Origin of the sequence: Burkholderia sp. Cy-637, from assembly GCF_011753175.1 — a bacterium.
Classification (GTDB): Bacteria; Pseudomonadota; Gammaproteobacteria; order Burkholderiales; family Burkholderiaceae; genus Burkholderia; species Burkholderia gladioli.
Map to the genome: position 1 here is coordinate 39377 of NZ_VWWC01000024.1, position 24362 is coordinate 63738.

24 protein-coding genes and 1 pseudogene are annotated in these 24362 nt (G+C 69.3%); 9 read left to right on the forward strand and 16 right to left on the reverse strand.

Going from position 1 to position 24362, the window contains the following annotated elements; translation table 11 throughout:
* The first annotated feature begins 189 nt into the window (after positions 1 to 189).
* Genes F3J10_RS09875 through F3J10_RS09885 form a run of 3 tightly spaced genes read left to right on the forward strand, consistent with a single transcriptional unit; the run spans position 190 to position 2353 of the window.
* The gene (locus tag F3J10_RS09875; RefSeq protein ID WP_167241967.1) at positions 190 to 414 is read left to right on the forward strand and encodes a hypothetical protein; all 225 of its coding nucleotides are present in this window, start codon (positions 190 to 192) and stop codon (positions 412 to 414) included.
* Entirely contained in the window at positions 414 to 1502 is a 1089-nt protein-coding gene (locus F3J10_RS09880) for an iron ABC transporter permease (protein ID WP_167241968.1), read from the forward strand. The genes F3J10_RS09875 and F3J10_RS09880 overlap by 1 nt, the downstream gene beginning before the upstream one ends.
* Positions 1503 to 1525: 23 nt before the next feature.
* Positions 1526 to 2353, forward strand: a complete 828-nt coding sequence (locus F3J10_RS09885) for a heme ABC transporter ATP-binding protein (protein WP_167241969.1) — start codon at positions 1526 to 1528, stop codon at positions 2351 to 2353.
* 93 nt (positions 2354 to 2446) lie between these two features.
* Here F3J10_RS09885 and ltaE read toward each other — a convergent pair whose 3' ends face one another.
* The 5 genes from ltaE to F3J10_RS09910 all read right to left on the reverse strand — a co-directional run bounded on the left by ltaE (position 2447) and on the right by F3J10_RS09910 (position 6038).
* Positions 2447 to 3463: a low-specificity L-threonine aldolase gene (gene ltaE / locus F3J10_RS09890; protein ID WP_103693638.1), complete on the reverse strand. Its 1017-nt coding sequence runs from the start codon at positions 3461 to 3463 to the stop codon at positions 2447 to 2449.
* 167 nt (positions 3464 to 3630) lie between these two features.
* On the reverse strand, positions 3631 to 4089 hold the full coding sequence (locus F3J10_RS09895) for a MarR family transcriptional regulator (protein WP_227742705.1): 459 nt from the start codon (positions 4087 to 4089) through the stop codon (positions 3631 to 3633).
* Positions 4090 to 4827: 738 nt separating this feature from the next.
* On the reverse strand, positions 4828 to 5046 hold the full coding sequence (locus F3J10_RS09900; protein WP_167241970.1) for a hypothetical protein: 219 nt from the start codon (positions 5044 to 5046) through the stop codon (positions 4828 to 4830).
* A 12-nt stretch (positions 5047 to 5058) separates the two neighbouring features.
* The gene (locus F3J10_RS09905) at positions 5059 to 5655 is read right to left on the reverse strand and encodes a YMGG-like glycine zipper-containing protein (RefSeq protein WP_167241971.1); all 597 of its coding nucleotides are present in this window, start codon (positions 5653 to 5655) and stop codon (positions 5059 to 5061) included.
* A 14-nt stretch (positions 5656 to 5669) separates the two neighbouring features.
* On the reverse strand, positions 5670 to 6038 hold the full coding sequence (locus F3J10_RS09910) for a hypothetical protein (protein ID WP_013691584.1): 369 nt from the start codon (positions 6036 to 6038) through the stop codon (positions 5670 to 5672).
* 622 nt (positions 6039 to 6660) lie between these two features.
* Between F3J10_RS09910 and F3J10_RS09915 the strand changes: the two genes are divergently transcribed.
* From F3J10_RS09915 to F3J10_RS09925, 3 genes are read left to right on the forward strand one after another with little or no spacing between them, the layout of a single operon-like run.
* Positions 6661 to 8085, forward strand: coding sequence for a cytochrome ubiquinol oxidase subunit I (locus F3J10_RS09915; RefSeq protein WP_013691585.1), 1425 nt, complete (start codon positions 6661 to 6663; stop codon positions 8083 to 8085).
* Between the two features lie 38 nt (positions 8086 to 8123).
* A complete protein-coding gene (cydB, locus tag F3J10_RS09920) occupies positions 8124 to 9131 on the forward strand; it encodes a cytochrome d ubiquinol oxidase subunit II (protein ID WP_013691586.1) in 1008 nt (335 codons plus the stop codon).
* The gene (locus F3J10_RS09925) at positions 9103 to 9282 is read left to right on the forward strand and encodes a hypothetical protein (protein WP_025099359.1); all 180 of its coding nucleotides are present in this window, start codon (positions 9103 to 9105) and stop codon (positions 9280 to 9282) included. The genes cydB and F3J10_RS09925 overlap by 29 nt, the downstream gene beginning before the upstream one ends.
* A gap of 37 nt (positions 9283 to 9319) precedes the next feature.
* Here F3J10_RS09925 and F3J10_RS09930 read toward each other — a convergent pair whose 3' ends face one another.
* From F3J10_RS09930 to F3J10_RS09955, 6 genes are all read right to left on the reverse strand, one after another.
* Positions 9320 to 10243, reverse strand: a complete 924-nt coding sequence (locus tag F3J10_RS09930; RefSeq protein ID WP_166912710.1) for a LysR family transcriptional regulator — start codon at positions 10241 to 10243, stop codon at positions 9320 to 9322.
* Between the two features lie 187 nt (positions 10244 to 10430).
* Complete coding sequence (locus tag F3J10_RS09935) at positions 10431 to 11141, reverse strand: SDR family oxidoreductase (RefSeq protein WP_029950627.1); 711 nt, start codon at positions 11139 to 11141, stop codon at positions 10431 to 10433.
* A 67-nt stretch (positions 11142 to 11208) separates the two neighbouring features.
* Complete coding sequence (locus tag F3J10_RS09940) at positions 11209 to 11775, reverse strand: ester cyclase (protein WP_167241972.1); 567 nt, start codon at positions 11773 to 11775, stop codon at positions 11209 to 11211.
* Between the two features lie 67 nt (positions 11776 to 11842).
* Positions 11843 to 12943: an alkene reductase gene (locus tag F3J10_RS09945; RefSeq protein ID WP_167241973.1), complete on the reverse strand. Its 1101-nt coding sequence runs from the start codon at positions 12941 to 12943 to the stop codon at positions 11843 to 11845.
* Between the two features lie 75 nt (positions 12944 to 13018).
* Positions 13019 to 13405 (reverse strand): VOC family protein, encoded by a 387-nt coding sequence (locus F3J10_RS09950; protein ID WP_167241974.1) that lies wholly within the window; start codon positions 13403 to 13405, stop codon positions 13019 to 13021.
* Between the two features lie 277 nt (positions 13406 to 13682).
* A complete protein-coding gene (locus tag F3J10_RS09955; RefSeq protein WP_167241975.1) occupies positions 13683 to 14753 on the reverse strand; it encodes a phytoene/squalene synthase family protein in 1071 nt (356 codons plus the stop codon).
* A 298-nt stretch (positions 14754 to 15051) separates the two neighbouring features.
* Here F3J10_RS09955 and F3J10_RS09960 point away from each other — a divergent pair, with 298 nt between their 5' ends.
* Entirely contained in the window at positions 15052 to 15339 is a 288-nt protein-coding gene (locus F3J10_RS09960) for a hypothetical protein (RefSeq protein ID WP_025099366.1), read from the forward strand.
* Positions 15340 to 15483: 144 nt separating this feature from the next.
* Here the strand turns inward: F3J10_RS09960 and F3J10_RS09965 are convergent, their stop codons facing one another.
* From F3J10_RS09965 to F3J10_RS09980, 4 genes and pseudogenes are all read right to left on the reverse strand, one after another.
* On the reverse strand, positions 15484 to 16020 hold the full coding sequence (locus F3J10_RS09965) for a carboxymuconolactone decarboxylase family protein (RefSeq protein WP_036028655.1): 537 nt from the start codon (positions 16018 to 16020) through the stop codon (positions 15484 to 15486).
* Between the two features lie 135 nt (positions 16021 to 16155).
* A complete protein-coding gene (locus F3J10_RS09970; RefSeq protein WP_167241976.1) occupies positions 16156 to 17622 on the reverse strand; it encodes an efflux transporter outer membrane subunit in 1467 nt (488 codons plus the stop codon).
* A complete protein-coding gene (locus tag F3J10_RS09975) occupies positions 17619 to 20792 on the reverse strand; it encodes a multidrug efflux RND transporter permease subunit (protein WP_167241977.1) in 3174 nt (1057 codons plus the stop codon). The genes F3J10_RS09970 and F3J10_RS09975 overlap by 4 nt, the downstream gene beginning before the upstream one ends.
* Positions 20793 to 20805: 13 nt before the next feature.
* Positions 20806 to 21867, reverse strand: a pseudogene (locus F3J10_RS09980) (efflux RND transporter periplasmic adaptor subunit); the annotation flags it as partial.
* Positions 21868 to 22079: 212 nt separating this feature from the next.
* Between F3J10_RS09980 and soxR the strand changes: the two are divergent.
* Entirely contained in the window at positions 22080 to 22595 is a 516-nt protein-coding gene (soxR, locus tag F3J10_RS09985; RefSeq protein ID WP_167234297.1) for a redox-sensitive transcriptional activator SoxR, read from the forward strand.
* A 2-nt stretch (positions 22596 to 22597) separates the two neighbouring features.
* On the opposite strand, the gene F3J10_RS09990 is transcribed toward soxR, so the two are convergent.
* Positions 22598 to 23530: a LysR substrate-binding domain-containing protein gene (locus F3J10_RS09990; protein WP_167241979.1), complete on the reverse strand. Its 933-nt coding sequence runs from the start codon at positions 23528 to 23530 to the stop codon at positions 22598 to 22600.
* A gap of 206 nt (positions 23531 to 23736) precedes the next feature.
* Between F3J10_RS09990 and F3J10_RS09995 the strand changes: the two genes are divergently transcribed.
* On the forward strand, positions 23737 to 24362 hold a 626-nt coding region (locus tag F3J10_RS09995; protein WP_167241980.1), incomplete at its 3' end, for a YbfB/YjiJ family MFS transporter.

Below are 24362 nucleotides of genomic sequence, written 5' to 3' on the forward strand. Positions count from 1 at the left end.
TGCTCATCAAGTCGATCAACTCGTGCCTTTGCCCACGAAATACGGTTATCCGGCGTTGTACTGATAATCATTCTCATCTAAGATCGCAGCTTTACGACTGTCTTTCGCCGGCCCGGCAGGCCGGCGGCACGCCAGCCAGGTGGATCTGCCACCGAGCCAGCCAAGCTCGACGCCTCAACGGGAGATCCCATGCACCGACATCCGCTGTTCCGCCGACTGCGCCGCGTGGCGCCGGCCGGCGCCTTCGACCTCCAGCAGCCCGGCACCGCCGCGGCGAACTCCGCTTCCGGCTCCGCCTTCGCGGTCGATGTGCATCAGGATCCGCTCGAGGCCGGCGGCGCCTCGTCCAGCGCGACCACCGGCCAGGGGCGCGATGCCTCGACCGCTGTCGTCACCGATCCGACCACCACCTGATGTCCGGCCTCTCCACGCTCGCCGGCAGCCGCCCGGCCGCTCACGCCGGCACCTCGGCGATCGCGCGGCGTCGCACGATCGCGCGCGCGATGCTGGCCGCCACCGCCGTCGCGCTGCTGCTCGCGATGCTGGCTGCCTGCTGCATCGGCGCCTACCGCCTGACGCCCGCGCAACTGCTGGCCGCGCTGTTCGCGCCCGATGCCTCGCTGCAGCAGGCGCGCGCGGTCCTGCTCGAGATCCGCGCGCCGCGCGTGGTGCTCGCGGCCCTGGTCGGCATCGGTTTCGGCACGGCCGGCGCGGCGATGCAGGCGCTGTTCCGCAATCCGCTCGCGGATCCTGGCCTGGTCGGCGTATCGAGCGGCGCGGCCCTTGGCGCGGCCGGCCTGATCGTGCTCGGCCCGATGCTTGCGTCCACAACCATTCCGGCCGGCTGGCTGCCGCTGGCCGCGTTCGCCGGCGCGCTGACGGTGGCCGCGCTGGTCTATCGGCTCGCCGCCACGCGCGGCCGGCTCGCGCTGCCGCTGCTGTTGCTGGCCGGCATCGCGATCAATGCACTGGCCGGCGCGGCGATCGGCCTGCTCACCTATATCGCCAGCGACGCGCAACTGCGCTCGCTGACCTTCTGGAGCCTCGGCAGCGTGGGCGGCGCGCAATGGTCGACGCTGGCGGCGGTAGCGCCCTTGGCGCTGGCCGGCACCGCCTGGCTCGCTCGCGAACGCGACGCGCTCAATGCCCTGCAGCTCGGCGAGGCGGAGGCCTTGCACCTGGGCGTGCCGGTGCAGCGCGTCAAGCGCGGCGTGCTGATCGCCACCGCGCTCGGCATCGGCGCGCTGGTTTCCTGCACCGGCGTGATCGGCTTCATCGGCCTGGTCGCGCCGCATTGCGTGCGGCTCGTCTGCGGGCCCGACCAGCGCGTGGTGATGCCGGGCGCGGCCCTGCTCGGCGCGCTGCTGGTGGTGGTGGCCGACCTGGTCGCGCGCACCGTGGTCGCGCCCGTCGAGATTCCGCTCGGCATCCTGACCGCGCTGATCGGCGCGCCGTTCTTTCTCGCGCTGCTGCGCAAGAGCCGCGACGCGCTCGGCGGCTGACGCGGCGCACTTCGAGTCCTCCCATGCTGATCGCCGATCGTCTCTCCATCGCCCGCGGCCGCACCGAAGTGCTGCGCGGGCTCTCGCTGCGGCTCGTGCCGGGCGCCGTGACCGCCTTGCTGGGCCGCAACGGCGCCGGCAAGAGCACCTTGCTCAAGGCCCTGGCCGGTGAATTCCACGGCGCGGGCGCCGCGCGCCAGGTGCGCCTGGGCGGGCGCGTGACGCTGAACGGCGAAGCGCTCGAGCATCTCAGCGCCGCCGCGCTGGCGCGCCTGCGCGCGGTGCTGCCGCAAGCCGCGCAGCCGGCCTTTCCCTTCGTCGCCGACGAACTGGTGATGCTCGGGCGTTATCCGCATACGCGACGCGCCGGCGCGATCGCCGCGCGCGACCACGAGATCGTGCGCGAGTCGATGGTGCTGGCCGGCGCCGGCGCACTGGCCGGCCGCGACGTGACGACCCTGTCGGGCGGCGAGCTTGCGCGCGTGCAATTCGCGCGCGTGCTCGCGCAGCTCTGGCCCGAGCACGACGCGCGGGACGCCGGCGCCGCGCCGCGCTATCTGCTGCTGGACGAGCCGACCGCGGCGCTCGACCTTGCGCACCAGCACCATCTGCTCGGCACGGTGCGCGAGTTGGCGCGCGACTGGCGGCTCGGCGTGCTGACGATCGTCCACGATCCGAACCTGGCCGCGCGCCATGCCGATCGCGTCGCGCTGCTGGCCGACGGCGAGGTGTTGGCCGAAGGCACGCCGGCCGAGGTGATGCGGCCGGCGCTGATCGAGCGCTGTTTCGGTTTCGCGGTGAAGATGGTCGAGACGGGCGACGGGGCGCCGCCGGTGATGGTGCCGGCCTGAGGGGCCGGTGGAGGCGAATAGGAAGCGGGATCGGGAAAGCGGCAGGGCAACGCAACGGCCCGCGCATCGCGCACGGGCCGCGAAGCGCATCGCTCAGCCGCGCCCCTTCTGCGCGAAGTACGCGCCCACCGCCTCGACGAAGGTATCGATATCATCGCCCGACACGTCGCGATGCGTGACGAAGCGCGAGGCATAGAGCATCTGCGTGAGAATCCCGCGTGCCTTCAGCCAGGCTTCGAGCGGCGCGCAGTCGGCCTCGGGGAATTGCGCGAACACCATGTTGGTGGCCTGCGAGAGCACCTTCACCTGCTCGATGCGCGCCAGGCCCTCGCCCAGGCGCGCGGCGTTCGCGTGATCCTCGGCGAGGCTCTCGACATGATGGTCGAGCGCGTACAGACAGGCTGCCGCCAACACGCCCGACTGGCGCATCCCGCCGCCGAGCACCTTGCGCCAGCGCGCGGCGCTCTCCAGCAGCGCGCGGCTGCCCACCAGTACCGAGCCGACCGGTGCGCCGAGCCCCTTCGAGAAACAGATCGAGATGGTGTCGAACGGCGCGCACAGCGCCGCGAGCGGCTTGCCGCTCGCCACCGCCGCATTGCACACGCGCGCGCCGTCCAGGTGAGTGGCCAGGCCCTTGCCGCGCGCCAGCGCGGTGGCCTCGTCGACATAACCGGCCGGCAGCACCTTGCCGCCGATGGTGTTCTCGAGCGCGAGCAGGCGCGTACGCGCGAAGTGGTTGTCGATGGGTTTGATCGCGGCGGCGATCCGCTCGAGCGGCAGCGTGCCGTCGGCGGCATTGTCGATCGGTTGCGGCTGGATGCTGCCGAGCACCGCCGCGCCGCCGCCTTCATATTTGTAGGTATGAGCCTGCTGGCCGACCAGGTATTCGTCGCCGCGCCCGCAATGGGCCATCAGCGCCGCGAGATTGCTCTGCGTGCCGCTCGGAAAGAACAGGCCGGCTTCCTTGCCGGCCCGCTCGGCCACCGCGGCCTGCAATCGTGCGACGGTCGGATCATCGCCCCAGACGTCGTCGCCGAGTTCGGCGGCAGTCATCGCGGCCAGCATCGGCTGGCTCGGGCGAGTCACGGTATCGCTACGTAGATCGATCATCGGGGCGTCCTCGGAGAAGCGTCGGCATCGCCGACGCGTGAACCTGGAAAAAATCCGAGTGTACGCAATTCACTGCGCGCTTGCGTGCCGAGGCATGAAAACGGGCAGTGAACCCAGAAACAATACAGACCGGTATCCCTCGCGATGAAACCGGCGATCGCGAACGATCAGGCGTTTTCCTCGCAACAGACATGCAGGTCGCGGCCCGTGCCATCGGCCTGCACCGCGCGTTCGAGATTCGCGTTGACGCGGCATAGCAGGGTGGCGAGCTGCGCGCGCTCGTCCTCGCTGAAGCCGTCGAGCGCGATGCGCCCGGCCTCGTCGAGCACGGCCTTGCCCTCGGGCAGCTTGCGCATCGCATCCTCGGTCAGGGAGATCAGGCGGCTGCGCTTGTCGGCCGGATCGGGCACGCGACATACCAGGCCGTCGCGCTCCATGCGGTTGAGCAACTGCGCCATGCTCGGCTGCTCGACCTGCATGCGCCGGGCAAGCTCGGCCTGCGACAAGGCACCGGAAACCTTCAAAAGGCCCAGCACCGGGACCTGGCTGAGCGCGAAACCGAGTTCGCGCAAGGGCCTGTCGACGACGCGCGTATAGAGCCGCGTGGTGAGGCCTACCAGTTTCAATGGAGGTGTCGATGAATCTTCCATCTCGCGGAGCATCTCTCGGAAATTAGTTGATTAAAAAATGGTAATCGATCGTCCCGGCTTTTCCCATATACGACTGTAAATAACCGTTACCAAAACCGTGAAATGTGTGAAACGAGGATTAGCCGCTGCCGCCAAAAATGCCGGCCGATTCGAACCGCGCCACGCCGGCCCTCGCACGATCGCAGTGCATCCGCCCGCACCGGAGGTGCACCGATTCAAAACGTCGGGCCGCGCAGCGCATCGACGCCGCACGATACCGTGAGCGGACGCACGGCGCGTTCCCGCCTACGAATACCCGCAATATCGACACGTGCCCCTTACGCTAAAGCTCCTTATTTGCAGACAACTTGAGCTTGATCAAAGTCTTGACGTGCGAACCCTCGGGGTCGGAGCCAACCCGTGCTTCGAAAACATTGCATATGCATGGTTTATCCCGAGGTTTATCGGATTCGTGGCCATCCGCATGCGCTCACGACTGCCCAGGCTTCAGCGGAAATTGGCAAGCCGGCGGGATGGATGATGGCGAAAAATGCGAATGGGTTGCAATATCAGTTGCGCGCGCAACTGATATTCCCGGAAAGAAGACATAAACCATACATGCGTTCCGAAATTCGACACGATAGGTCGCGGGACCTTGCGAAGGCCTCTCGCCGAAATCTCGAAGTTCGTGATTACTAGCGTGAGAAGCTAATGCCGGCACGATAAAAGACCGGATTACGAAAAATTACCGAGGGGAGATGAAGAGGCGGGGAAATGCGTGGAAGCGCTCGGACGAGGTGCCTCGTCGAGGGTATCGTCGCTTGTCGTGGTCGGAGGAAAGCGCGTGACGATGCGAGATGCGTCGCCCCGCATGATGCCGTCGAACCCGCCGCAGCGATTCGACGCGATGTGATGCGATGCGCGGCGCGCATGCATCACATCATGCTGGGTCATGCGACAGGTCAATCAATCCGGTGGCGGCATGTCGGGCGGCGGAGGCGGCGTATATCCGCGATTGCCGCCATAAGCACCGCCCTGGTAGCCCGCGTTCGGCGGCGGTCCGCCATACGCGCCGCCACCATAGCCACCGCCGTTGCCACCATAGGCCCCGTCGCGCACGCGGCCCGGCACCGGCACGCGATCGCCGGCCGCGTACATGCATTGCATGTACGCGTAGTCGTAGCGACGCTGCACGTCGTAAGCCGAGCCCTGCGCGGTGCCCATGCCGACCACGCTGCCCGCCAACAGGCCGGCACCCGCGCCGACCGCCGCGCCGCGTCCGCCGTTGAAGGCTGCGCCGGCCGCCGCGCCGAGCGCGGTGCCGATCGCCGCGCTGCCGACCGCGCTCGCGGTGGCCGCCTGGTTGGCCGACACGCCGCCGACCTGGTTGGCGGCGTACTGACGGCAGTTGCCGTCGTCGACCTGGAACTGGTCGAAGCTCTTGCCGGTGCCGGGCAAGGCCATCACGCTGGGTCCGGGCGGCATCACCGCGCAGGCGCTCAGCAAGCCGACGCCGGCCGCGGCGAACGCCCAGCGCCCGCCATTGCGAATTTCGAATCTCATGGCTCGCCTCGTCATCATTGCGGCGGCCGGGCCGGCACTTCACGCCAGCCCGACGAACAGGTCTTCACATAGGGGTAGTAGCGACGCGAGGCGTTGCAGTAATACCAATAACCCGGCTGCAGCGGCGGCGCGCCGGCCTCGGGCGGCGGCGGCGCCGGTTCGGGCTGGCCCTGCTCGACATACTCGGGCGGCGGCGCCGGCTCGACCGGCACCGCGACCAGCGGCGGCGGCGCGTAGTAGATGGGCGGCGGCCCCCAATACGGCCCCCAGCCGGGACCCCAGCCTGGGCCGATGAACACTCCCACCCGCGCCGCATGGGCGGCACTCGTGGCGGTCACGGCGGCGATCGCCGCGACGCCGAGCACGATCTTCAGTTTGCTCACTTCACGCTCCGGGATACACGGGGCACTGGCCCCGCGATTGTCGATACCCGAGACGCTACTCGCGCGTGCCGCGACTTCAATTACGAGTCTGCGCAAGGATTTTGCCGGTCGTTACAAGCGTGTCGAGATGATGGCGGAACGGTCTTTCATCGTTCGATCCGCATTACCCGGTAACGCGCGGAAATATTTGGGAAGGCGACCTGGCATGCCAGCTCGGCGGCTTCGTCAGCGCAGTGGAAGCGATACGACAGGCAAGCGAAAATACCCGCCCGCCGCCGCCGCTTCGCACTGCATATGGCTCGCCCGATGCCGCGCTGTCGCAGCCTCGCGCCTTGCCCCTCCACCCTCCCGGATATAGCGGTTGATTGCCGCAGGTGCGGCGCGCCACCGCACCCAAGCCCTCGCTGATCGGCCGCCATTTTTTTGATGCTTATCAAAGCGTTATCTCGATATTGATCGAGAGCAGGAAAACTGCGCGCGCAAAGTGCGACGAGTTGGCACATTTCACCGAGGAATCGCGATCCCGATACTGCCCACATCCCCGGTGCCGCGACGTATCGCGCGGCGAAGGGAGGGCCGCCCGGCACCCGCCCGCGGCCGTCGCACGATCGGTCACACGCTCATGGAAACCGCCCTGTCTGCCCTGGATCTGGCCCGCCTGCAGTTCGCCTTCACGGTCTCGTTCCACATCGTCTTCCCCGCCCTCAGCATCGGCCTCGCGAGCTTCATCGCGGTACTCGAGTATCGATGGCTGAAGACCGGCGAGCCGCACTACAAGACGCTTTGCCTCTACTGGTCGAAGATCTTCGCGGTGGCCTTCGGGATGGGCGTGGTATCGGGCGTGGTGATGAGCTACGAGTTCGGCACCAACTGGGGCGGCTTCTCTAGCTTCGCCGGCGCCGTCACCGGCCCGCTGCTGATGTACGAGGTGATGACCGCCTTCTTCCTCGAGGCCGGCTTCCTCGGCATCATGCTGTTCGGCTGGAACCGCGTGAGCCCGCGCGCCCACTTCGGCGCGACCCTGATGGTGGCGATCGGCACCCTGATCTCGACCTTCTGGATCCTCGCCTCCAACAGCTGGATGCAGACCCCGCAGGGTTTCGAGATCGTCGACGGCCGCGTGGTGCCGACCGACTGGCTCAAGATCATCTTCAATCCCTCGTTCCCGTACCGGCTCGCCCACATGGCGATCGCGGCCTTCATCGTCGCCGCGCTGGTGGTGGCCGCCACGGGCGCCTGGCACCTGCTCAAGGGCCGCCGCGACAAGACCGTCACCACCATGTTCTCGATGGCGCTGGGGCTGCTGCTGATCCTCGCGCCGATCCAGGCGGTGGTCGGCGACCAGCATGGCATCAACACGCTCAAGTACCAGCCGGCCAAGATCGCCGCGATCGAGGGCCTGTGGGAAACCGAGCAGGGCGGCACCGCGCTGAACCTGTTCGGCATCCCCGACATGCAGGCCGAAACCACCCATTACGCGCTCAAGGTGCCGCACCTCGGCAGCCTGATCCTCACGCACAGCTGGGACGGCGAGATCCGCGGCCTGAAGAGCTTCCCGGCCGAGGACCGGCCGAACTCGACCCTGGTGTTCTGGACCTTCCGCGTGATGGTCGGCCTGGGCTTCGCGATGATCGGCCTGGCACTGGCCGGCTGGCTGCTGCGCCGCCGCGGCCGCCTCTACGAGGCGCGCTGGTTCCACAAGCTCGCGCTGGTGATGGGGCCGACCGGCTTCATCACGCTGCTGGCCGGCTGGATCACCACCGAGGCCGGCCGCCAGCCCTGGGTCGTGTACGGCGTGATGCGCACCGCCAACGCCGCCTCGCCGCTGACCACGCAGCAGGTCGGGCTGTCGCTGCTGACCTTCATCTGCGTCTACTTCCTGGTGTTCGGCACCGGCATCTACTACCTGCTGAAGCTGATCAATGCCGGCCCGGCGCTGCCGGATGCGCCGCAAGGCCCGCACGGCGACGACGGCGGCAAGCGCCACGGCGAGCAATCGGGCCGCCGCCCGCTGTCCGCGCCCGAGCAGATGATCGACGCGGCCTGAACGCCTCGGCCACGACAGAACACGCACAAGGAACCATCATGGACATCACCGTCATCTGGGCAGCGATCATCGCGCTCGGCCTCTTCATGTACGTGGTGCTCGACGGCTTCGACCTCGGCATCGGCATCGTCTTCCCCTTCTTTCCCGACGAACGCGAGCGCGACCTGATGATGAACACCGTCGCGCCGGTCTGGGACGGCAACGAGACCTGGCTGGTGCTGGGCGGTGCCGGGCTGTTCGCGGCCTTCCCCGTCGTCTACTCGACGGTCTTGTCGGGGCTCTACCTGCCGCTGATCTTCATGCTGGTCTGCCTGATCTTCCGCGGCGTGTCCTTCGAGCTGCGCGCCAAGGCGCGCCGCACCAAGCATCTGTGGGACCTGGCCTTCATCGGCGGCTCGGCCGGCGCGACCTTCTTCCAGGGCATCGCGCTGGGCGCCTACCTGCAGGGCATCCCGGTGCGCGACGGCCAGTTCGCCGGCGACCCGTTCGGCTGGCTCAGCGCCTTCTCGCTGCTGACCGGGCTGGGCCTGGTGGCCACCTACGCGCTGCTCGGCTGCTGCTGGCTGGTGGCGAAGACCGAGGGCGACCTGCAGCGCCGCCTGCATCGCGTGGTGCTGCCGCTGACCCTGGTGCTGCTGGCCTTGATCGGCATCGTCAGCCTGTGGACGCCGCTGCAGGAGCCCGCCGTGGCGCAGCGCTGGTTCGGCTCGGGCCTGTTCGTCTACCTGATGCCGGTGCCGTTCCTGGTGGTGGCCTGCGGGGCCTGGATGGTTCGCGCGGTGCGCCAGCGCCGTGATACGCTGCCCTTCGTGCTCGCGCTGGCGATCGTCGCGCTCGGCTACATCGGCCTGCTGGTGAGCCTGTTCCCGTATGCGATCCCGCGCAGCGTCACGATCTGGCAGGCGGCCGCGCCGCATTCGAGCCAGGTCTTCACCCTGGTCGGCGCGGCCGTGATCATCCCGATCATCATCGCCTACACGACCTTGGGCTACTGGGTATTCCGGGGCAAGATCCGCCATGAAGACCAGCACTACTACCACCACTGAACACCGCGCCGCCGCAGCCGGCGGCAAGCGCCGACTGCCGGGCTGGCTGTGGTTCGTCCTGCTCTGGATGGGCGGCGTGGCCGGCGCGGTCGCGCTCGGCTACGCCTTCAAGATCTTCATGAACCTGACGCTGTTCGCCGTCACCAGGTAGGCCCGGGCGCTTCGGCGCCGACGCCGCGGCGCGCCGCTCAACGCAGGAACGGCGCGATCTCCTCGGCGGCCTCGCCGAACCGTTCCTGCAGGAAGTCGAGCAGCGCGCGCACCCGCGGCGCCAGGTACTGGCTGCGCTGGAACAACGCGTGCACCGGCATCTCGGGGCAGCGCCACTCGGGCAGCAGCATCACCAGCCGCCCCGCGCGCAGATCCGCGCCCACATCCCAGATCGACTTCATCACCGCACCGCGTCCCTCGATCGCCCATTCGCGCGCCAGCGCGCCGTCGTTGGTCTGCCGGGCGCGCGCCAGCGGCGCGCTCACCTGCACCGTCTCGCCCTCGCGCGAGAACTTCCACTGGTTCGCCACCCCCGCCGAGGAGCTGAGCAGCACGAAACGATGCTCGCCGAGTTCCTCGGGATGGCGCGGCGCGCCATGCTCGGCCAGGTAGGCGGGCGAGGCGCACAGCACGCGGCGGTTGTCGGCCAGGCGCTTGGCGACCATGCCGCTGTCGGCCGGCACGCCGAAGCGGATCGCCAGGTCGATGTCGTCGTGCAGCAGGTTCGACAGCGAATCGGCCAGCACCAGGCTCAGCGCCACCTGCGGATGCAGGTCGTTGAATTCGTCGAGCCAGCGGCGCAGCACCACGCGACCGAAATCCGAGGTCGCCGACACGCGCAGCGCGCCGCCGATCGAGGCGCGCCCGAGCTGCAGCGCGCTGCGCGCGTCGTCGAGCGTCTGCAGCGCGTGCTGGCAATGCGCGAGATAGAGCCGCCCCTCGTCGGTCAGGCGCAGCTTGCGCGTCGAGCGCTCGAACAACTGCGTGCTCAGCGCTCCCTCCAGCTTGATCAGCCGCGCGCTGGCCGCCGCCGGCGAGAGGCCGAGCTTGCGGCCGGCCGCCGACAGGCTGCCGAGGTTCGCGGCTTCCACGAAGAGACGGATGTCGCCGAGATTGTCCATGCTGGCGGGTCGCGTGATGGCGGGAGCGTGATCGGGCCGGGCACGACAGCGCCCGGGCGGCGCCGCGCAGCGCTTCGGCGCGGCAGGGGCATGGTAACGCGACGCGCGCGCCACACGAACGGGCGCGCGGGAGAAATCGGGCGGGCCTCGCATTCATGCGCGGCCCGCCCTTCGCCCTTGCCTCGCCTCAGGCGATCGCGCCGCCGCCGTCGACCAGCACGGTCGAGCCGGTCGCATAAGGCGTCGCGGCGAGATAGACGATCGCGTTCGCGACATCCTCCGGCTGCCCCACGCGCCGCGCCGGCAGGCGCGCCGCCGCGCCCGCGTACATCTTCTCGCGCGCGGCCTCGTCGAGCTTCGACCACAACGGCGTCGCGATCATCCCCGGCGAAACGGTATTGACGCGCACCGGCGACAGCTCCAGCGCGAGGCCGCGAGCCAGCGCCTCGAGCGCGGCATTGATCGCCCCCTGCAGCACCGACGCGCTGCTCGGCCTCACGCTGAGGAAACCCGAAACCAGCGTGAGCGAGCCGCCCTCGCGGATCCGCGCCGCCCGCGCGACGCGATAGGCGCCCCAGAACTTGCTGTCCATCGCGGCCTGCGCGTCCTTCAGTTCGAGACCGCGCACCGGGCCGGTGGCCGTCTGCGCCGCCGACACCACCACATGGTCGAACTCGCCCGCCGCATCGAGGAAGGCGCGCACGCTCGCCTCGTCGGTGATGTCCATCACGCCGGTGCGCACGCCCTGGCCGATGCGCGCCGCGCTGGCGGCCAGCTTGCCGCTGTCGCGCGAGACGATGGTCACCGTCGCGCCGCGTTCGACGAAGGCGCGCGCCGCCGCCTCGCCGATGCCCGAGCTGCCGCCCACCACCAGTACCTGCTTGCCGTCGAAATTCATGATGCCTTCCTCCCTTCGATGATTGCCGATGGACGCCCGCCCGGGCGCCCACGCGATGCGCCCCGGTTCAGGGCTTCACGACGCCCAGTTGCCGCAGGAACGTCAGGTTGTCCTCCAGATGCCAGTTCTCGGCGATCCGGCCGTCGCGGATCCGGTAGATGTCGGTGGCGATGAAGTCGACCGGCTGGCCCTTGCCCTGCATGCCCTGGAAGCTGCCGCTGAAGTGTCCGCGAAAGCGCAGGTGCGTGATCACGCGGTCACCGGCCACGATCATCTGCTCGACCTCGGCATGCACGTCGGGCACCGCGGCATGAAACCCCTTCGAGGCCGCCAGCGGCCCGGCCAGGCCTTGCGGCCGACCCGGCGGCAAGGTGCGGTCCATGAAGTCGGGGGCAAGCGCCTCGCGTGCCTGTGCCTCGTCGCCGGTGGTCCAGAACGTGTCGTAGAGCCGGGCCGCGCGAATCTGCGCGGCCAGTTGTTGCGGCGGCAGGCTATGGTCGACGATCAACTGCCTGGGCTGCACCAGTTGATCGTCGCCGTTCGAGGCGGCGATGGCCGGCGACGCGAAGGTCGTCGTCAACGCCAGGGCCGCGGCTGCCAGCCCCGCGCGGGCAGGTATCGATCGGGTTTTCATCCTGGATTCCCTCCTTGTTCCATCGCTCGTGAACTTCGCGAATCGTGATTCGAGAGCCGCGCGCCGCTCAGCGGGCCAGCGCCGGGTAGTCGCTGTAGCCGCGCTCGTCGCCGCCGAACAGCGTGGCGCCGTCGAAATCGGCCAGCGGCAGGCCTTCGGCGAGCCGTCGCGGCAGGTCCGGATTGGCGACGAACTTGCGTCCGAACGCGATGAAATCGGCATAACCGTTCGCCAGCACCCAGTTGGCGCGCTCGAGGTCGTACTTGCCCGCTACGATGATCGGCCGCGCGAAGCGCTCGCGGATCTCGCGGCGGAAGCTTTCGGTGAATTGCGGGGCATCGTCCCAGTCGGCCTCGACCAGGTGCAGGTAGGCGATGCCGCGCGCCTGCAGCCAGGCCGCCGCGTCGAGGATGGTCGGCAGGATGTCGGGGCAGGCCATGCCGCGCGCGGTCAGGAACGGCGCGAGGCGGATTGCGGTGCGCTCGGCGCCCACTTCCGCGGCCACCGCGTCGACCACCTCCTGCAGGAAGCGCAGGCGGTTCTCGCGCGAGCCGCCGTATTCGTCCTCGCGTCGGTTCGAGGTGGTGCGCAGGAACTGATCGACCAGGTAGCCGTTCGCGCCGTGGATCTCGACGCCGTCGAAGCCGGCCTCGATCGCCCTGCGCGCGGCCTGGCGGAAGTCCTGCACGATCTGCCGGATCTCCTCATGGCGCAGCTCGCGCGGCGTCGGGCATTCCACCATCGCGCCGATGCCGGTGGCCGGATCGACCTTCCAGATCTGGCCGTCGAAGGGCACCGCCGAGGGCGCCACCGGCAGTTCGCCGCCGTGGAAATCGGGATGCGACATGCGCCCGACGTGCCACAGCTGCAGGAAGATGCGGCCGCCCTCGGCATGCACGGCATCGGTCACCAGGCGCCAGCCTTCGCGCTGCGCATCGCTGTGGATGCCGGGCGTGAACGAATACCCCTTGCCCTGCGGCGTGATCTGGCTGGCCTCGGTCACGATCAGCGCCGCCGAGGCGCGCTGCGCGTAGTAGCGCGCATTCATCGCGTTCGGGATGTCGCCGGGCTGGGTGCTGCGGGCACGCGTCATCGGCGCCATCACGATGCGGTGGGCGGTGTCTCGACCGGCCAGTCTGGCGGGATTGAAAAGTTCTGCAGTGCTCATGATCGATGTGTTCCTGGTGAGAAGTGGATCGGTCTGGATTCGGGTTTGGGAAAACGGAAGCGGCCTGCGCGGGGCTCAATACGCGGCCGGGCCCAGCGCGGTGACGAATTCGAAGGCGACGCCGGGCGCGAGCGCCACGAACAACTGCAACTCGTTCGACAGCGGCACTTCGCTGAGCTGGTAGCCGATGCCGCGATGGTCCAGGCGTTCGACCAGGGCATGCCATTCGCCGCGATCCTCGATGCGCAGCGCGACGTGATCGATACGCGGCACGCTGCGCGCGGCCGTGGCCGCCACGGTGGCGCGCACCACGTGGATCACCGGGCGGCCGGCGGCATAGAACCAGCCGCCGTCCACCGCGAACGGCGGACGCGCGCCGCGCGTCAGGCCGACCACCTCGGCCAGGAAGCGGCAGGTGCTGTCGAGCTGGTCGGTGACGATGGTCGCGTGATCGAGTTGCATGATTCGCCCTGGGCGGTGAAGAACTGGTGCCCATTCTGAATACGGCGGTCGATATTGATAATTAGGCCAACGCTTGAAGTATTTTCAAATTTTTTGGAAAGATCGCGGAGGCCGAGCAAGCGACGGGCGACGGAAGGGAAAAGCGGGAGGGAGGAGCGAGGCTTCGGGCGAATGCCGAAGCGCTCGAGATCGAGGCAGGCGAGGATGCAGGGCGCAGGGCGCGCCGCTGTTCGACGATATCGAGACCGGCCGGCTCACTGCGCCGGCGCGCCTCGTCTCAACGGTGACGCGCGACCACGGCGGCGTCGAGCACTCGCTCGATATCGCCGAGCAGGCGATCGAACCAGCGGCGCAGCGAGCCATTCGAGAGCGAACGCGGGATCGAACACGCCACCGCCTTGTAGACCTCGTTGCGACGCACCTTCGAGGCGCGGCCCGGCTCGATCCAGTTCGGGTTCGACACCAGCAGCCGCAAGGTCATCAAGCCGATCACGATCGGCCAGATGCAGGCCAGCCGCAGCCGCATCGCGCGCGGCGGGATCGCGAAGGTGTAGTCGATGCCGGCACGGTAATGCGCCAGCGCGACGCGCACCAGGTCGAACATCACCGGACGCGCGAGCTGCGAGGCATCCTGGCCGAGCAGGTCGCCGGGCGCGATGCGCCCGCGCGCGAGGCGATCGGCGGGCAGGTAGCAGCGGCCGATCCGCAGGTCCTTGGCCGCATCGCGCAGCACGTTGGTGAGCTGCAGCGCCTTGCCGAAGCGGATCCCGAGCGCCTTCATCTCGTCGGCATCGCGCTTCACCACGCCGGGCTCGTGCAGGAAGGTCATGGTGGTCCAGAACTCGCCGACGCAGCCGGCCACCATGTAGGTGTAGCGATCGAGCGCGGCATCGTCGGGCAACGCGACCAGTTGCCCCGAGGTTTCGTCCGGGAACGTGACCAGGTCGAACTCCATGCCCTCGCTCAGCGTCGTGACGATGCCGCGCACGGCCGCGCGATCGGCGTCGTCGAGCTGCGCCAGGATCCCGAGCGCCGGGCCCAGCGACTCGAGCAGCACCTTCTCGTCGGAATCGGTCTGCTGGCCCGCCACCTCGGCGGCGATGCTGCGCAGCGCGGCCTCGTCGGGCCGGCCATTGACCTGCGCGCGCAGCGACAGCAGCCATTCGAGGCGCCGCGCTGGCGGCAGCAGCGAAGTGTCGGCGATCGTGTCGGCCGCGCGGGCCAGCAGATAGGCCAGGCCGATCGGATCGCGCATGCCGACGGGCAGCACGGCGAGCGTCAGGTAGAACGAGCGCGATACCCCTTTCAGCAGGGGGCCGAGCAGGAACGCGCGGGAAGCTTGGGTCATGCGATATGGGATCAGTCGTGAATTCCGGGCTGCCGCATTGTAGCCGGCAATGCGGCCGGGGCTGTGGCGGGAGGGCGTTGACGGTTTATGCGCAAAAAGTTTTATTTTTTTAGTGTGTCCGAAAAAGTACTACAAATTTCGGACAAACCACCAGTCATCCGATTTGCCGGTACCGGACACGCGCGCAACAAAAAAGCGCCCCACTGCGCATAAATACGAGCAAGCCACGACCTATCGCTCCGCTCCCCCACCGCGATGCGTACAATCGCACCCATTTGAACCCAAGGTGGTGCCGACGATGGCAATGAAGAAGACGGATCTGGAAAAGAACAAGGCGCTGAAGCTGACGCAATCGATGAAGGCATCGAGCTCGCAGCGCTTCGGCAAGGGCGCGACCGACACGGCCGCGCTCGACCGGCGCGAGCGCCGTCGCATCGAGCAGGCGCAAGGCCTGGTGCCGTTCGCCTGCAAGCTCAATGTCGAGCTGGTTGCGGACCTGCAGAAGCAAGCGGCCGATCATCCCGAAGGCATGACCGGCCTGTTGACCGAGCTGCTGACGGCCGGCCTCGCGCAACGCGCGCAATAAGGCCGAAGCCGGCGGCCCGCAGCCAGCCTGGCTGCCGGGCACCGGCCCCTTGCGGGCCCGCGCGAGTCACCCCTCGCGCCGCGGCCCCGGCCTTCCGATACGCGGCACGGCCCTTTCGGCCAGGCTCGCCGCGCTTACCTCCCCTCACGCCACCGCCGGAAAATCCAGCGTCGTATCGTTGGCGCGATTCACGAGGTTGGTGAACGTGATCGACGCGATCGCCAGGCTGACCTCGATCACCTGACGTTCCGTGAAGCCGGCCGCGATGAAGTGGTCGAGCTGCTCGGCCGGCACCGTGCCGCGCGTGCTCACCACGCTGCGCACATAGGTCACCAGCGCGTCACGCTTCACGTCGCCGGTCGGCTCGCCGGCGCGGATCTGGCGCATCGCTTCCGGCGACAGCCCGGCGAACTTGCCGGCCAGCGTATGGGCGGCAATACAGTAGTCACAGCCGGCGTTCTCGCTGACGGCGAGCTTGATCGTCTCGATCTCGGCCTTGCTCAGCGTGCCGCCGGCCAGGATCGCGTCGATGCCGAGCATGGCGGCCAGCGCTTCGGGATGGTGGGTGCCGATCGTCGCGTAAGCGTTCGGCACCTTGCCGACGGCCTTGCGGATCTTCGTGAACAGTTCGGCGGTGCTGCCGGTTGCATCGGCGACGGCGAGGGTGGACAGACGGGACATGGTGCGCTCCTGGTTTCAGTGGGTCGTCACGGCTGTGACGGTGAAGCCAGTTTAGGCGCGTCAGGCGAGTTGATTAATGCTCGCATCTCGCACATTCATGCTCGTTCGTCTCATCACATCCACCCTCACGTCACATCAATCCCAGCCGCCCGCCAGCGCCCGGTAGAGATCGACGCTCGCCTGCGCGCGCCGCATGCGCCCTTCCACGGCGGCATCCTCCGCCTGCAGCCTCGCGCCTTGCGCGTCGAGCACCTCGTAATAGCCGATCGCGCCCGCCTCGAAACGCGCGCGTGCCAGTTGCGCGGCCCGCGTGCTGTCCGTCGCGGCCTGGTCCAGATGGCCGCTCTCCTCGCGCGTGCGGCCCACGTGCAGCAAGGCGTTCTCGGTGTCCTCCAGCGCCAGCAGCACGGTCTGCCGATACTGCGCCAGTTGCCCGGCCGCATCGGCGCGGCTGGCGGCGATCCGCGCGCGCACGCGCCCCACGTCGAGGAAGGACCAGTCCACGCCCAGCGCGGCCAGATGCGTATCGCTGCCCGCACCGAACACGCCGTAGCCGGCCGTCGCGCTGCCGAGCAGGCCCGATAGCGTGAAGCGCGGGAACAGGTCGGCGGTGGCGACGCCCACCTGCGCCGTCGCGGCATGCAGGCGCGCCTCGGCGGCCGCGATATCGGGCCGGCGGCGCAGCAACTCGCCCGGCGTGCCGGGGTCGAGCGTCGCCGCCAGCGGCGGCAGCGCGGCGGGCGCCTCCAGCTCGGCGATCAAGGCCTCCGGTGCCTGCCCCGTCAGCACCGCGAGCCGATGCTGGTCCACCCCGACCGCCGCCTGGTAGAACGCGATCCGCGAGCGGGTCGATTCGAACTGCGAACGAGCGCGCGCGGCATCGAGTTCGGAACCGCGCCCGGCCGCCACGCGCGCCTCGACCAGCGCCAGCGTGCTGCGCTGGTTGTCGGCGTTCTCGCGCGCCACGGCCAGGCGCGTCTGCGAGCCGCGCAGATCGACATAGGCCGAGGCGACATCCGCCGCGATCGCGACGCGCACCGCGCGCAGATCGGCCGCGCTCGCCGCCGCCGAGGCGCGCTGCGATTCGACGCCGCGACGCACGCGCCCGAACAGGTCGAGCTCCCACGAGGCATTGATGCCGCCGCTGGAAATCGCCGTGTCGCGCTGGTCGCGCGGCGCGCCGAAGGCCTGGCTGCGGCTCAGCAACTGGCGCCCCACCTGGCCGCTCGCGGTGATGGTCGGCAACAGGTCGAAGCGCGCCTCGCCGAGCAGCGCATTGGCCGCGTCGTGGCGCGACACGGCGAGCTTCACGTCCTGGTTGGCGTCGAAGGCCATCGTGATCAGCCGGCTCAGTTGCGCATCGCCAAAGCCCTGCCAGAAGGCCAGCTCGGCATCGCGGCCGAGCGGCTTCGACGACGGCTCCGACGCGGCCGGCGCATCCACCGAACTCGCCGGCTTCGTCACGCTCGCGTCCGCGCGCGCATAGCGCTCGGGCAGCGCCAGCTCGGGCCGCCGGAAATCGGGGCCCACCATGCAGGCCGACAGCCAGAAGGCCAGCCCGGTCGCCGCGGCGAGCCGGGTCAAACGCAGGTGCCCGCTCATCGACGATCTCCTTCCAGCGTGGCCGGATGTTCGCTCCAGCTGGCCGGCTTCCGGTGCGCGAGCTTGCGGATCGCGACATAGAACACCGGCGTGAGGAACAGCCCGAACAGCGTGACGCCGAGCATGCCGGCGAACACCGTCACGCCGGTGGCCGCGCGCACCTCGCTGCCGGCGCCATGGCCGAGCAGCAGCGGCACCGATCCGGCGATGAAGGCGATCGAGGTCATCACGATCGGCCGCAGCCGCAGGCGGCAGGCCTCGAGCGCGGCCTCGACGGTTTCCATGCCCTGGATCTCGAGCTCCCGCGCGAACTCCACGATCAGGATCGCGTTCTTGCAGGCGAGCCCCATCAGCACCACCAGGCCGACCTGCACGAACACGTTGTTGTCGCCGCCGGACAGCCACACGCCGAACAGCGCGGCGCACAGGCAGACCGGCACGATCAGGATCACCGCCAGCGGCAGGGTCCAGCTCTCGTAGAGCGAGGCCAGCACCAGGAACACCAGCATCACCGCGAGCGGGAACACCACCAGCGCGGCCTGGCTCTGCGTGACCTGCTGGTAGCTGAGGTCGGTCCATTCGAGCCGGATGCCGGGCGGCAGCACCTCCTTGGCGATGCGCTCCAGCGTGGCGATGGTCTGCGCCGACGACAGCACGCGCGGGTCCGCATCGCCGATCAGGTCGGCCGCCGGATAACCGTTGTAGCGGATCACCGGATCGGGTCCGAACGACGGCGTGAGCGTCACCATCGAGCCGACCGGCACCATGTCGCCAGCCGCGTTGCGCACCCGCAGGCTGCCGATGTCGGCGGCCGTCTGGCGATAGTTCGAATCGGCCTGCACCATCACGCGATAGACGCGCCCGAAGGCGTTGAAGTCGTTCACGTAGGCCGAGCCGAGATAGACCTGCAAGGTGCTGAACAGCTCGGTCAGCGCCACGCCCTGGGCCTTGGCCTTGATGCGGTCGACCTTCACCTCGATCTGCGGGATATTGGCCTGGTAGGTGCTGACGGGATAGTGCATGCCCGGGGTCCTGGCCACCGCGGCCTGGAACGCGCCGAGCGCGCCCTGCAGCGCGCCGTAGCCGAGCCCGGCGCGATCCTCCAGATACAGTGCGTAGCCCGAACCATTGCCGAGGCCCTGGATCGGCGGCGGCAGCAGCGCATAGGCGAAGCCGTCCTTGATCGCGCCGAAGCGCGCATTGAGCTCGGCATTGATCTGCGCGGCGCTGCGGCGGCGCTGGTCGAAGGGCTTGAGGATGATGTAGGAGTTCGTCACGTTGGGGGTGTTGACGCTTTGCAGCGCGTTGAGCCCGGCATAGGCGGGCACCGAATCGATGCCCTCCACGCCGTGCGCGATCTCGATCATGCGGCGCGTCACCGCCTCGGTGCGCGCCAGCGAGGCGCCCTCGGGCAGCTTCGCGCCGGCGAACAGGTAGAGCTTGTCCTGCACCGGGATGAAGCCGCCGGGCACGGCATGGAACAGCCAGCCGGTGCCGGCGAGCAGCAGCGCATAGACCGCGAACACGCCGCCGCGCCGCCCCAGCGTGTGCGCCACCACGCCGTGGTAACGCGTCGAGCTGCGCTCGACGAGCCGGTTGAACGGCCGGAACAGCCAGCCCAGCGAACGCTCGAGCACGCGCGTAAGCGCATCGGGCGGCGCGTCGTGCGGCCGGAGCAGGCGCGCGGCCAGCGCCGGCGAGAGGGTCAGCGAGTTGATCGCGGAGATCACCGTGGAGATCGCGATGGTGACCGCGAACTGCTTGTAGAACTGCCCCGTCACGCCGGACAGGAAGGCCATCGGCACGAAGGCGGCGCACAGCACCAGCGCGATCGCCACGATCGGCCCGCTGACCTCGCGCATCGCCTGGCCGGCGGCCGCGCGCGGCGGCAGGCCCTGCGCGATGTTGCGCTCGACGTTCTCGACCACCACGATCGCGTCGTCCACCACGATGCCGATCGCCAGCACCAGGCCGAACAGCGTGAGCGTGTTGATCGAGTAGCCGAGCACGTAGAGCCAGGCGAAGGTGCCGACGATCGACACCGGCACGGCCACCAGCGGGATGATCGAGGCGCGCCAGGTCTGCAGGAACAGGATCACCACCAGCACCACCAGCACCACGGCCTCGATCAGCGTGTGCTGCACCGCGCGGATCGATTCGCGCACGAACACGGTCGGATCCCACACGGGCTTGTAGGCCAGCCCCGCCGGGAAGCGCGTCGACAGCTCGTCGAGCCGCGCGTAGACGGCCTTCGCCACCGCCAGCGCGTTCGCGCCCGGCGACAGGAAGATGCCGATGGTGGCCTGGTGGCTGCCGTCCAGGCGCGCGTCGAGCGTGTAGTCGCCGGCGCCCAGTTCGATGCGCGCCACGTCGGCGAGCTTGACCACCTGGCCGTCCTCGCCGTTCTTCAGCACGATCTCGCCGAACTCGCGCGGCGAGCGCAGCCGGCCGCGCACGTTGATCGGCACCAGCGAATCGCGCCGCGCCGCCGAGGGCTCGGCGCCAAGCTGACCGGCCGAGACCTGCACGTTCTGCTCGCGCACCGCGGCCAGCACGTCGTTGGCCGTCAGGCCGCGCGAGGCGAGCCGGTTCGGGTCGAGCCAGATGCGCATCGCGTAGTCGCCCGAGCCATACAGCTCGACGTCGCCGATGCCGGGAATCCGCGACAGCTCGTCCTTCACGTGCAGGGTCGCGTAATTGCGCAGATACAGCGAGTCGTGGCTGTTGTCGGGCGAGTAGAGGCTGGCGTACATCAGCGGCGTGGGCGACTGCTTCTGGGTGGTCACGCCGTATTGCCGGACCTCGTCGGGCAGGCGGCTGAGCGCCTGGCTGACGCGATTCTGCACGCGCACCGCCGCCGTGTCGGGATCGACGCCGGGCAGGAAGGTGATCACCACCTGCAGGCTGCCGTCGGAGCCGGCCACCGACTTCATGTACATGATCCCCTCGACGCCGTTGATCGCCTCCTCCAGCGGCTCGGCGACCGATTCGGCGATGTCCTTGGGATTGGCGCCGGGGTAGGTCGCGCGCACCACCACGCTGGGCGGCACGACCTCGGGATATTCGCCGGCCGGCAGGATCGGGATGGCGATCAGGCCCAGCGCGAAGGTGATGACCGACAGCACGATCGCGAAGATCGGCCGGTCGATGAAGAACCGCGAGATATTCATGGCAGTTCCCCGCTCAGGACCGGGACGCGGCGGAAGCCGCCGCCGGCGAGGCGGCCAGCGGCGCGGGCTTGATCGGCGCGCCGGGGAAGGCGATGCGCTGCACGCCGTCCACCACCGCGCGCTCGCCGCCGCGCAGGCCGGCCTCGATCACGCGTTCGCCGCCGATCTCGCGGCCGATCTTCACGTCGCGCCGCTGCGCGCGGTTGTCGGCGCTGACCACGTAGACGTAGCGGCGATCCTGGTCGGCCAGCACCGCCTTGTCGTCGACCAGCAGCAGCGTGTCGTCGCGGCCGCTGCCGAGTTGCACGCGCGCATAGAGGCCGGGCGTGAGCCGCCGCTCGGGATTGGCGAGCCGCACGCGGGCGCGGATCGTGCCGGTCGCCGGATCGACGCGGTTGTCCTGGAAGTCGATGCTGCCCGCATGCGGGAAGCCGCTCTCGTCGGCCAGCCCGACGTGCACCGCGCGGCTCGCGCCGATCGCCGGCTGGCCGGCGTCGCCGCCTTGCGCCGTGTAGCGCAGGTAGCTCTGCTCGTCGCAGTCGAAATACACGTAGACCGGGTCCTGCGAGACGATGCTGGTCAGCAGCGTCTGGTCGGCGCGCGCGAGGTTGCCGACCGTCAGCGCGGCGCGTCCCGCGCGCCCGGCGATCGGCGAGCGCACTTCCGTGTAGCCGAGATCGAGCTTCGCCTCGTCGACCGCGGCCTGCGCGGCATGCAGGTCCGCCTCGGCCTGCGCGGCGGTGGCCTGCGCGTTGTCGAGTTCCTCCTGCGAGGTCGCGTGCGAGCTCATCAAGGCGCGCACCCGAGCGAGCTGCACCCCGGCCAGTTGCAGGGCCGCCTGCGCGCGCTGGCGCTGCGCCTCGGCGCGATCGAGCGCGATCCGGTAGGGGCGCTGGTCGATCACGAACAGCACCGCGCCGGCCGCCACCGTATCGCCTTCGCGATAGGCCAGCCGCTGCAGGTAGCCGCTCACGCGCGGACGCAGTTCGACCGCGTCGATCGCCTCGACGCGGCCGTTGAACTCGTCGGTGAGGCGCACCGCGCGCGGCGCGACCGTCACGAAGCCCACTTCGGGCGCGGGGGGATTGCCGGGGGAAGCCGGGCGCTGGCAGGCGACCAGGGCCGGCAGGAGAAGACTGGCGAGCAGCCATGTGCGCCAGGCGCACGCGGGCTTTCGCCGAAACTCGGGGCGAGTCGCGGACATCGTCGAACCTTGAGGAGTAGACTGGCGGGCAGTCTAGAAGCTCAAGTGAACTTGAAGTAAAGCGAAATTTCAGGGAGGCTCGAATGACCGTCCAACGCAAGACCCCGGACCCGCTGATACCGATCAGCGAGGTGGCCAAACGCAGCGGCGTGGCCGCCTCGGCGCTGCGTTTCTACGAATCGCGCGGGCTGATCGAATCGGTGCGGCAAGGCAGCAGCCGGCGCTCGTTCCCGCGCTCCTCGCTGCGCCGCATCGCCTTCATCGTGTTCGCGCAGCGCATCGGCTATTCCCTGGACGAGATCGCCGAGCAACTGGCCAGCCTGCCCACCGCCAAGCTGCCGGCCAATCGCGACTGGCAGCGGCTCTCGGCAGGATGGAAGCAGCGCGTGAGGGACAAGATCGAGGAGCTGGAGCGGCTCGATATCGACCTGGACCACTGCATCGGCTGCGGGTGCCTGTCGCTCAAGCGCTGCAAGCTGACCAACCCCAACGACCGGGCCGCGCGCTCGGGGCCCGGCGCGCGGCGCTGGCTCGGCGATCCGCCGCCGGAGGATCTGCCGCCGGCAGTCGCCGCGGATGCCGAACGCGGCGAGGACTGAATTCAGGCCGCGACCGTCGGCTCCTGCGCGCCGCGCCGCCCGCGCACCGGCACGCCCGTGCTCGACTGCCGATAGACGCGCGTGGCCAGCTCCAGGAAGGCCGTCATCGCGCTCGACACATAGCTGTCCTCGCGACGCACGAACAGCGTCTCGACCATCGCCAGCTCGCGCGGCAGGCGGTGGATGGCGACGTCGCCGGCGGTCACCGCGTCGGCCACCACGCCCTTGGGCAGCAGGGTGATGCCGACGCCGGCCGACACGCAGTTGACGATCGCGTCGAGCGAGCCGAATTCGAGCGGCCTGGCCACCACGATCCCCAATCCCGCGAGAAACGCGTCGAGCCGCTGGCGATACGAGCAGCCGAACTGGAACACCACCGTCTTCAGGTCGCGCGCGCCGGGCAGGTCCTTCAAGGTGCGGATCGCCGGGCTGGTCACCAGCACCAGTTCCTCGGTGAACACCGGCTCGACGTGCAGGGCCGGATGCCGGATCGGCCCGGCCACGAAGGCGCCGTCGAGCCGGTAGTCGATCACGTCCTGCATCAGCCCGGCGGTGGTGCCGGCGCTCACCACCAGCCGCACGTCGGGCCAGGTGCGCGCGTATTCGGTCAGCAGCGGCGACAGGCGCAGCGCCATGGTGGTTTCGAGCGTGCCCAGCGTGAGCGTGCCGGTCGGCTCGCCGCTGTCGGTGGCGGCGGCGCGCGCCTCCGACACCAGTTGCGAGATGCGGCCGACGAAGGGCAGCATGCGCTGCGCGGCCGGCGTGATGGTCACGCCGCGCGCGTGACGCTGGAACAGCGCCACGCCGAGTTCGTCCTCGAGCGCGCGGATCCGCGCGGTCACGTTCGACTGCACCGTGTGCAGCTCCGCCGCCGCCTTGTTCATGCTGCCATGGCGGGCGACGGCTTCGAAGGTCTTCAAGTCGGCTATGTCCATGATCGTCAGGAGTACGCGTGAAAACGTGCAGGCGCCGCGCGGGCTATCGATGAAGCGATTGTAGCGAGGCGGCCCGCGCGCCGGGTAACGGGAAATCAGCATAACAGATATCTCGATTCCAGATATCCCTTATCTCGACAAATCAGTTCTGAGGATCGGTGATCGCGCGTACGCTGCGGCTATCGAATCGAGTGAAGGGAATGCATATGGAACGCGCCGTCGACTCCCCCGCCCACGCGAGGCGCGAGACGCCCGGCGTGAGCCTCGGGCGGGCCACCCTGTCCGGCTTCAGCGCCAGCCTGGTCGGCATCGGCCTGGCGCGCTTCGCCTATACGCCGCTGCTGCCGGCGATCGTCGACGCGCACTGGTTCGCGCCCTCGCTGGCCGCCTATCTCGGCGCGGCCAACCTGGCGGGCTACCTGGGCGGCGCGCTGGCGGGCCGCGCGCTGGCCGCCCGGGCCGGCGTCACGCTGACGCTGCGCACCATGATGCTGCTGGCCACCCTCGCCTTCGTGGCCTGCGCCTGGCCGCTGTCCTTCAGCTGGTTCTTCGCCTGGCGTTTCCTGGCCGGCATCGCCGGCGGCGCGCTGATGGTGCTGGCCGCCCCGACCGTGCTCGCGCACGTGCCGGCCTCGCGCCGCGGCCTGGCCGGCGGCGTGATCTTCATGGGCGTGGGCGTAGGCGTGGTGGCCTCGGGCACGGTCGTGCCGCTGCTGCTGCAGCGCAGCCTGCAGGACACCTGGCTCGGGCTGGCCCTGCTCTCGCTGGTGCTGACCGCGCTGGCCTGGCACGGCTGGCCGCGCGAGACGGCGCCGCGCGCCGCCGCGCCGGC

Excerpts from the sequence above, each read along its gene's own strand:
- F3J10_RS09955 (WP_167241975.1), bottom strand. The coding sequence starts at position 14,753 with ATGACCCAAGCTTCCCGCGCGTTCCTGCTCGGCCCCCTGCTGAAAGGG.
- F3J10_RS09990 (WP_167241979.1), bottom strand. The coding sequence starts at position 23,530 with ATGGACATAGCCGACTTGAAGACCTTCGAAGCCGTCGCCCGCCATGGC.
- F3J10_RS09970 (WP_167241976.1), bottom strand. The coding sequence starts at position 17,622 with ATGAGCGGGCACCTGCGTTTGACCCGGCTCGCCGCGGCGACCGGGCTG.
- F3J10_RS09875 (WP_167241967.1), top strand. The coding sequence starts at position 190 with ATGCACCGACATCCGCTGTTCCGCCGACTGCGCCGCGTGGCGCCGGCC.
- F3J10_RS09950 (WP_167241974.1), bottom strand. The coding sequence starts at position 13,405 with ATGCAACTCGATCACGCGACCATCGTCACCGACCAGCTCGACAGCACC.
- soxR (WP_167234297.1), top strand. The coding sequence starts at position 22,080 with ATGACCGTCCAACGCAAGACCCCGGACCCGCTGATACCGATCAGCGAG.
- F3J10_RS09935 (WP_029950627.1), bottom strand. The coding sequence starts at position 11,141 with ATGAATTTCGACGGCAAGCAGGTACTGGTGGTGGGCGGCAGCTCGGGC.
- F3J10_RS09960 (WP_025099366.1), top strand. The coding sequence starts at position 15,052 with ATGGCAATGAAGAAGACGGATCTGGAAAAGAACAAGGCGCTGAAGCTG.
- ltaE (WP_103693638.1), bottom strand. The coding sequence starts at position 3,463 with ATGATCGATCTACGTAGCGATACCGTGACTCGCCCGAGCCAGCCGATG.
- F3J10_RS09900 (WP_167241970.1), bottom strand. The coding sequence starts at position 5,046 with ATGACCCAGCATGATGTGATGCATGCGCGCCGCGCATCGCATCACATC.
- F3J10_RS09880 (WP_167241968.1), top strand. The coding sequence starts at position 414 with ATGTCCGGCCTCTCCACGCTCGCCGGCAGCCGCCCGGCCGCTCACGCC.
- F3J10_RS09885 (WP_167241969.1), top strand. The coding sequence starts at position 1,526 with ATGCTGATCGCCGATCGTCTCTCCATCGCCCGCGGCCGCACCGAAGTG.
- F3J10_RS09945 (WP_167241973.1), bottom strand. The coding sequence starts at position 12,943 with ATGAGCACTGCAGAACTTTTCAATCCCGCCAGACTGGCCGGTCGAGAC.
- F3J10_RS09940 (WP_167241972.1), bottom strand. The coding sequence starts at position 11,775 with ATGAAAACCCGATCGATACCTGCCCGCGCGGGGCTGGCAGCCGCGGCC.
- F3J10_RS09905 (WP_167241971.1), bottom strand. The coding sequence starts at position 5,655 with ATGAGATTCGAAATTCGCAATGGCGGGCGCTGGGCGTTCGCCGCGGCC.
- F3J10_RS09930 (WP_166912710.1), bottom strand. The coding sequence starts at position 10,243 with ATGGACAATCTCGGCGACATCCGTCTCTTCGTGGAAGCCGCGAACCTC.
- F3J10_RS09915 (WP_013691585.1), top strand. The coding sequence starts at position 6,661 with ATGGAAACCGCCCTGTCTGCCCTGGATCTGGCCCGCCTGCAGTTCGCC.
- F3J10_RS09925 (WP_025099359.1), top strand. The coding sequence starts at position 9,103 with ATGAAGACCAGCACTACTACCACCACTGAACACCGCGCCGCCGCAGCC.
- F3J10_RS09965 (WP_036028655.1), bottom strand. The coding sequence starts at position 16,020 with ATGTCCCGTCTGTCCACCCTCGCCGTCGCCGATGCAACCGGCAGCACC.
- cydB (WP_013691586.1), top strand. The coding sequence starts at position 8,124 with ATGGACATCACCGTCATCTGGGCAGCGATCATCGCGCTCGGCCTCTTC.
- F3J10_RS09975 (WP_167241977.1), bottom strand. The coding sequence starts at position 20,792 with ATGAATATCTCGCGGTTCTTCATCGACCGGCCGATCTTCGCGATCGTG.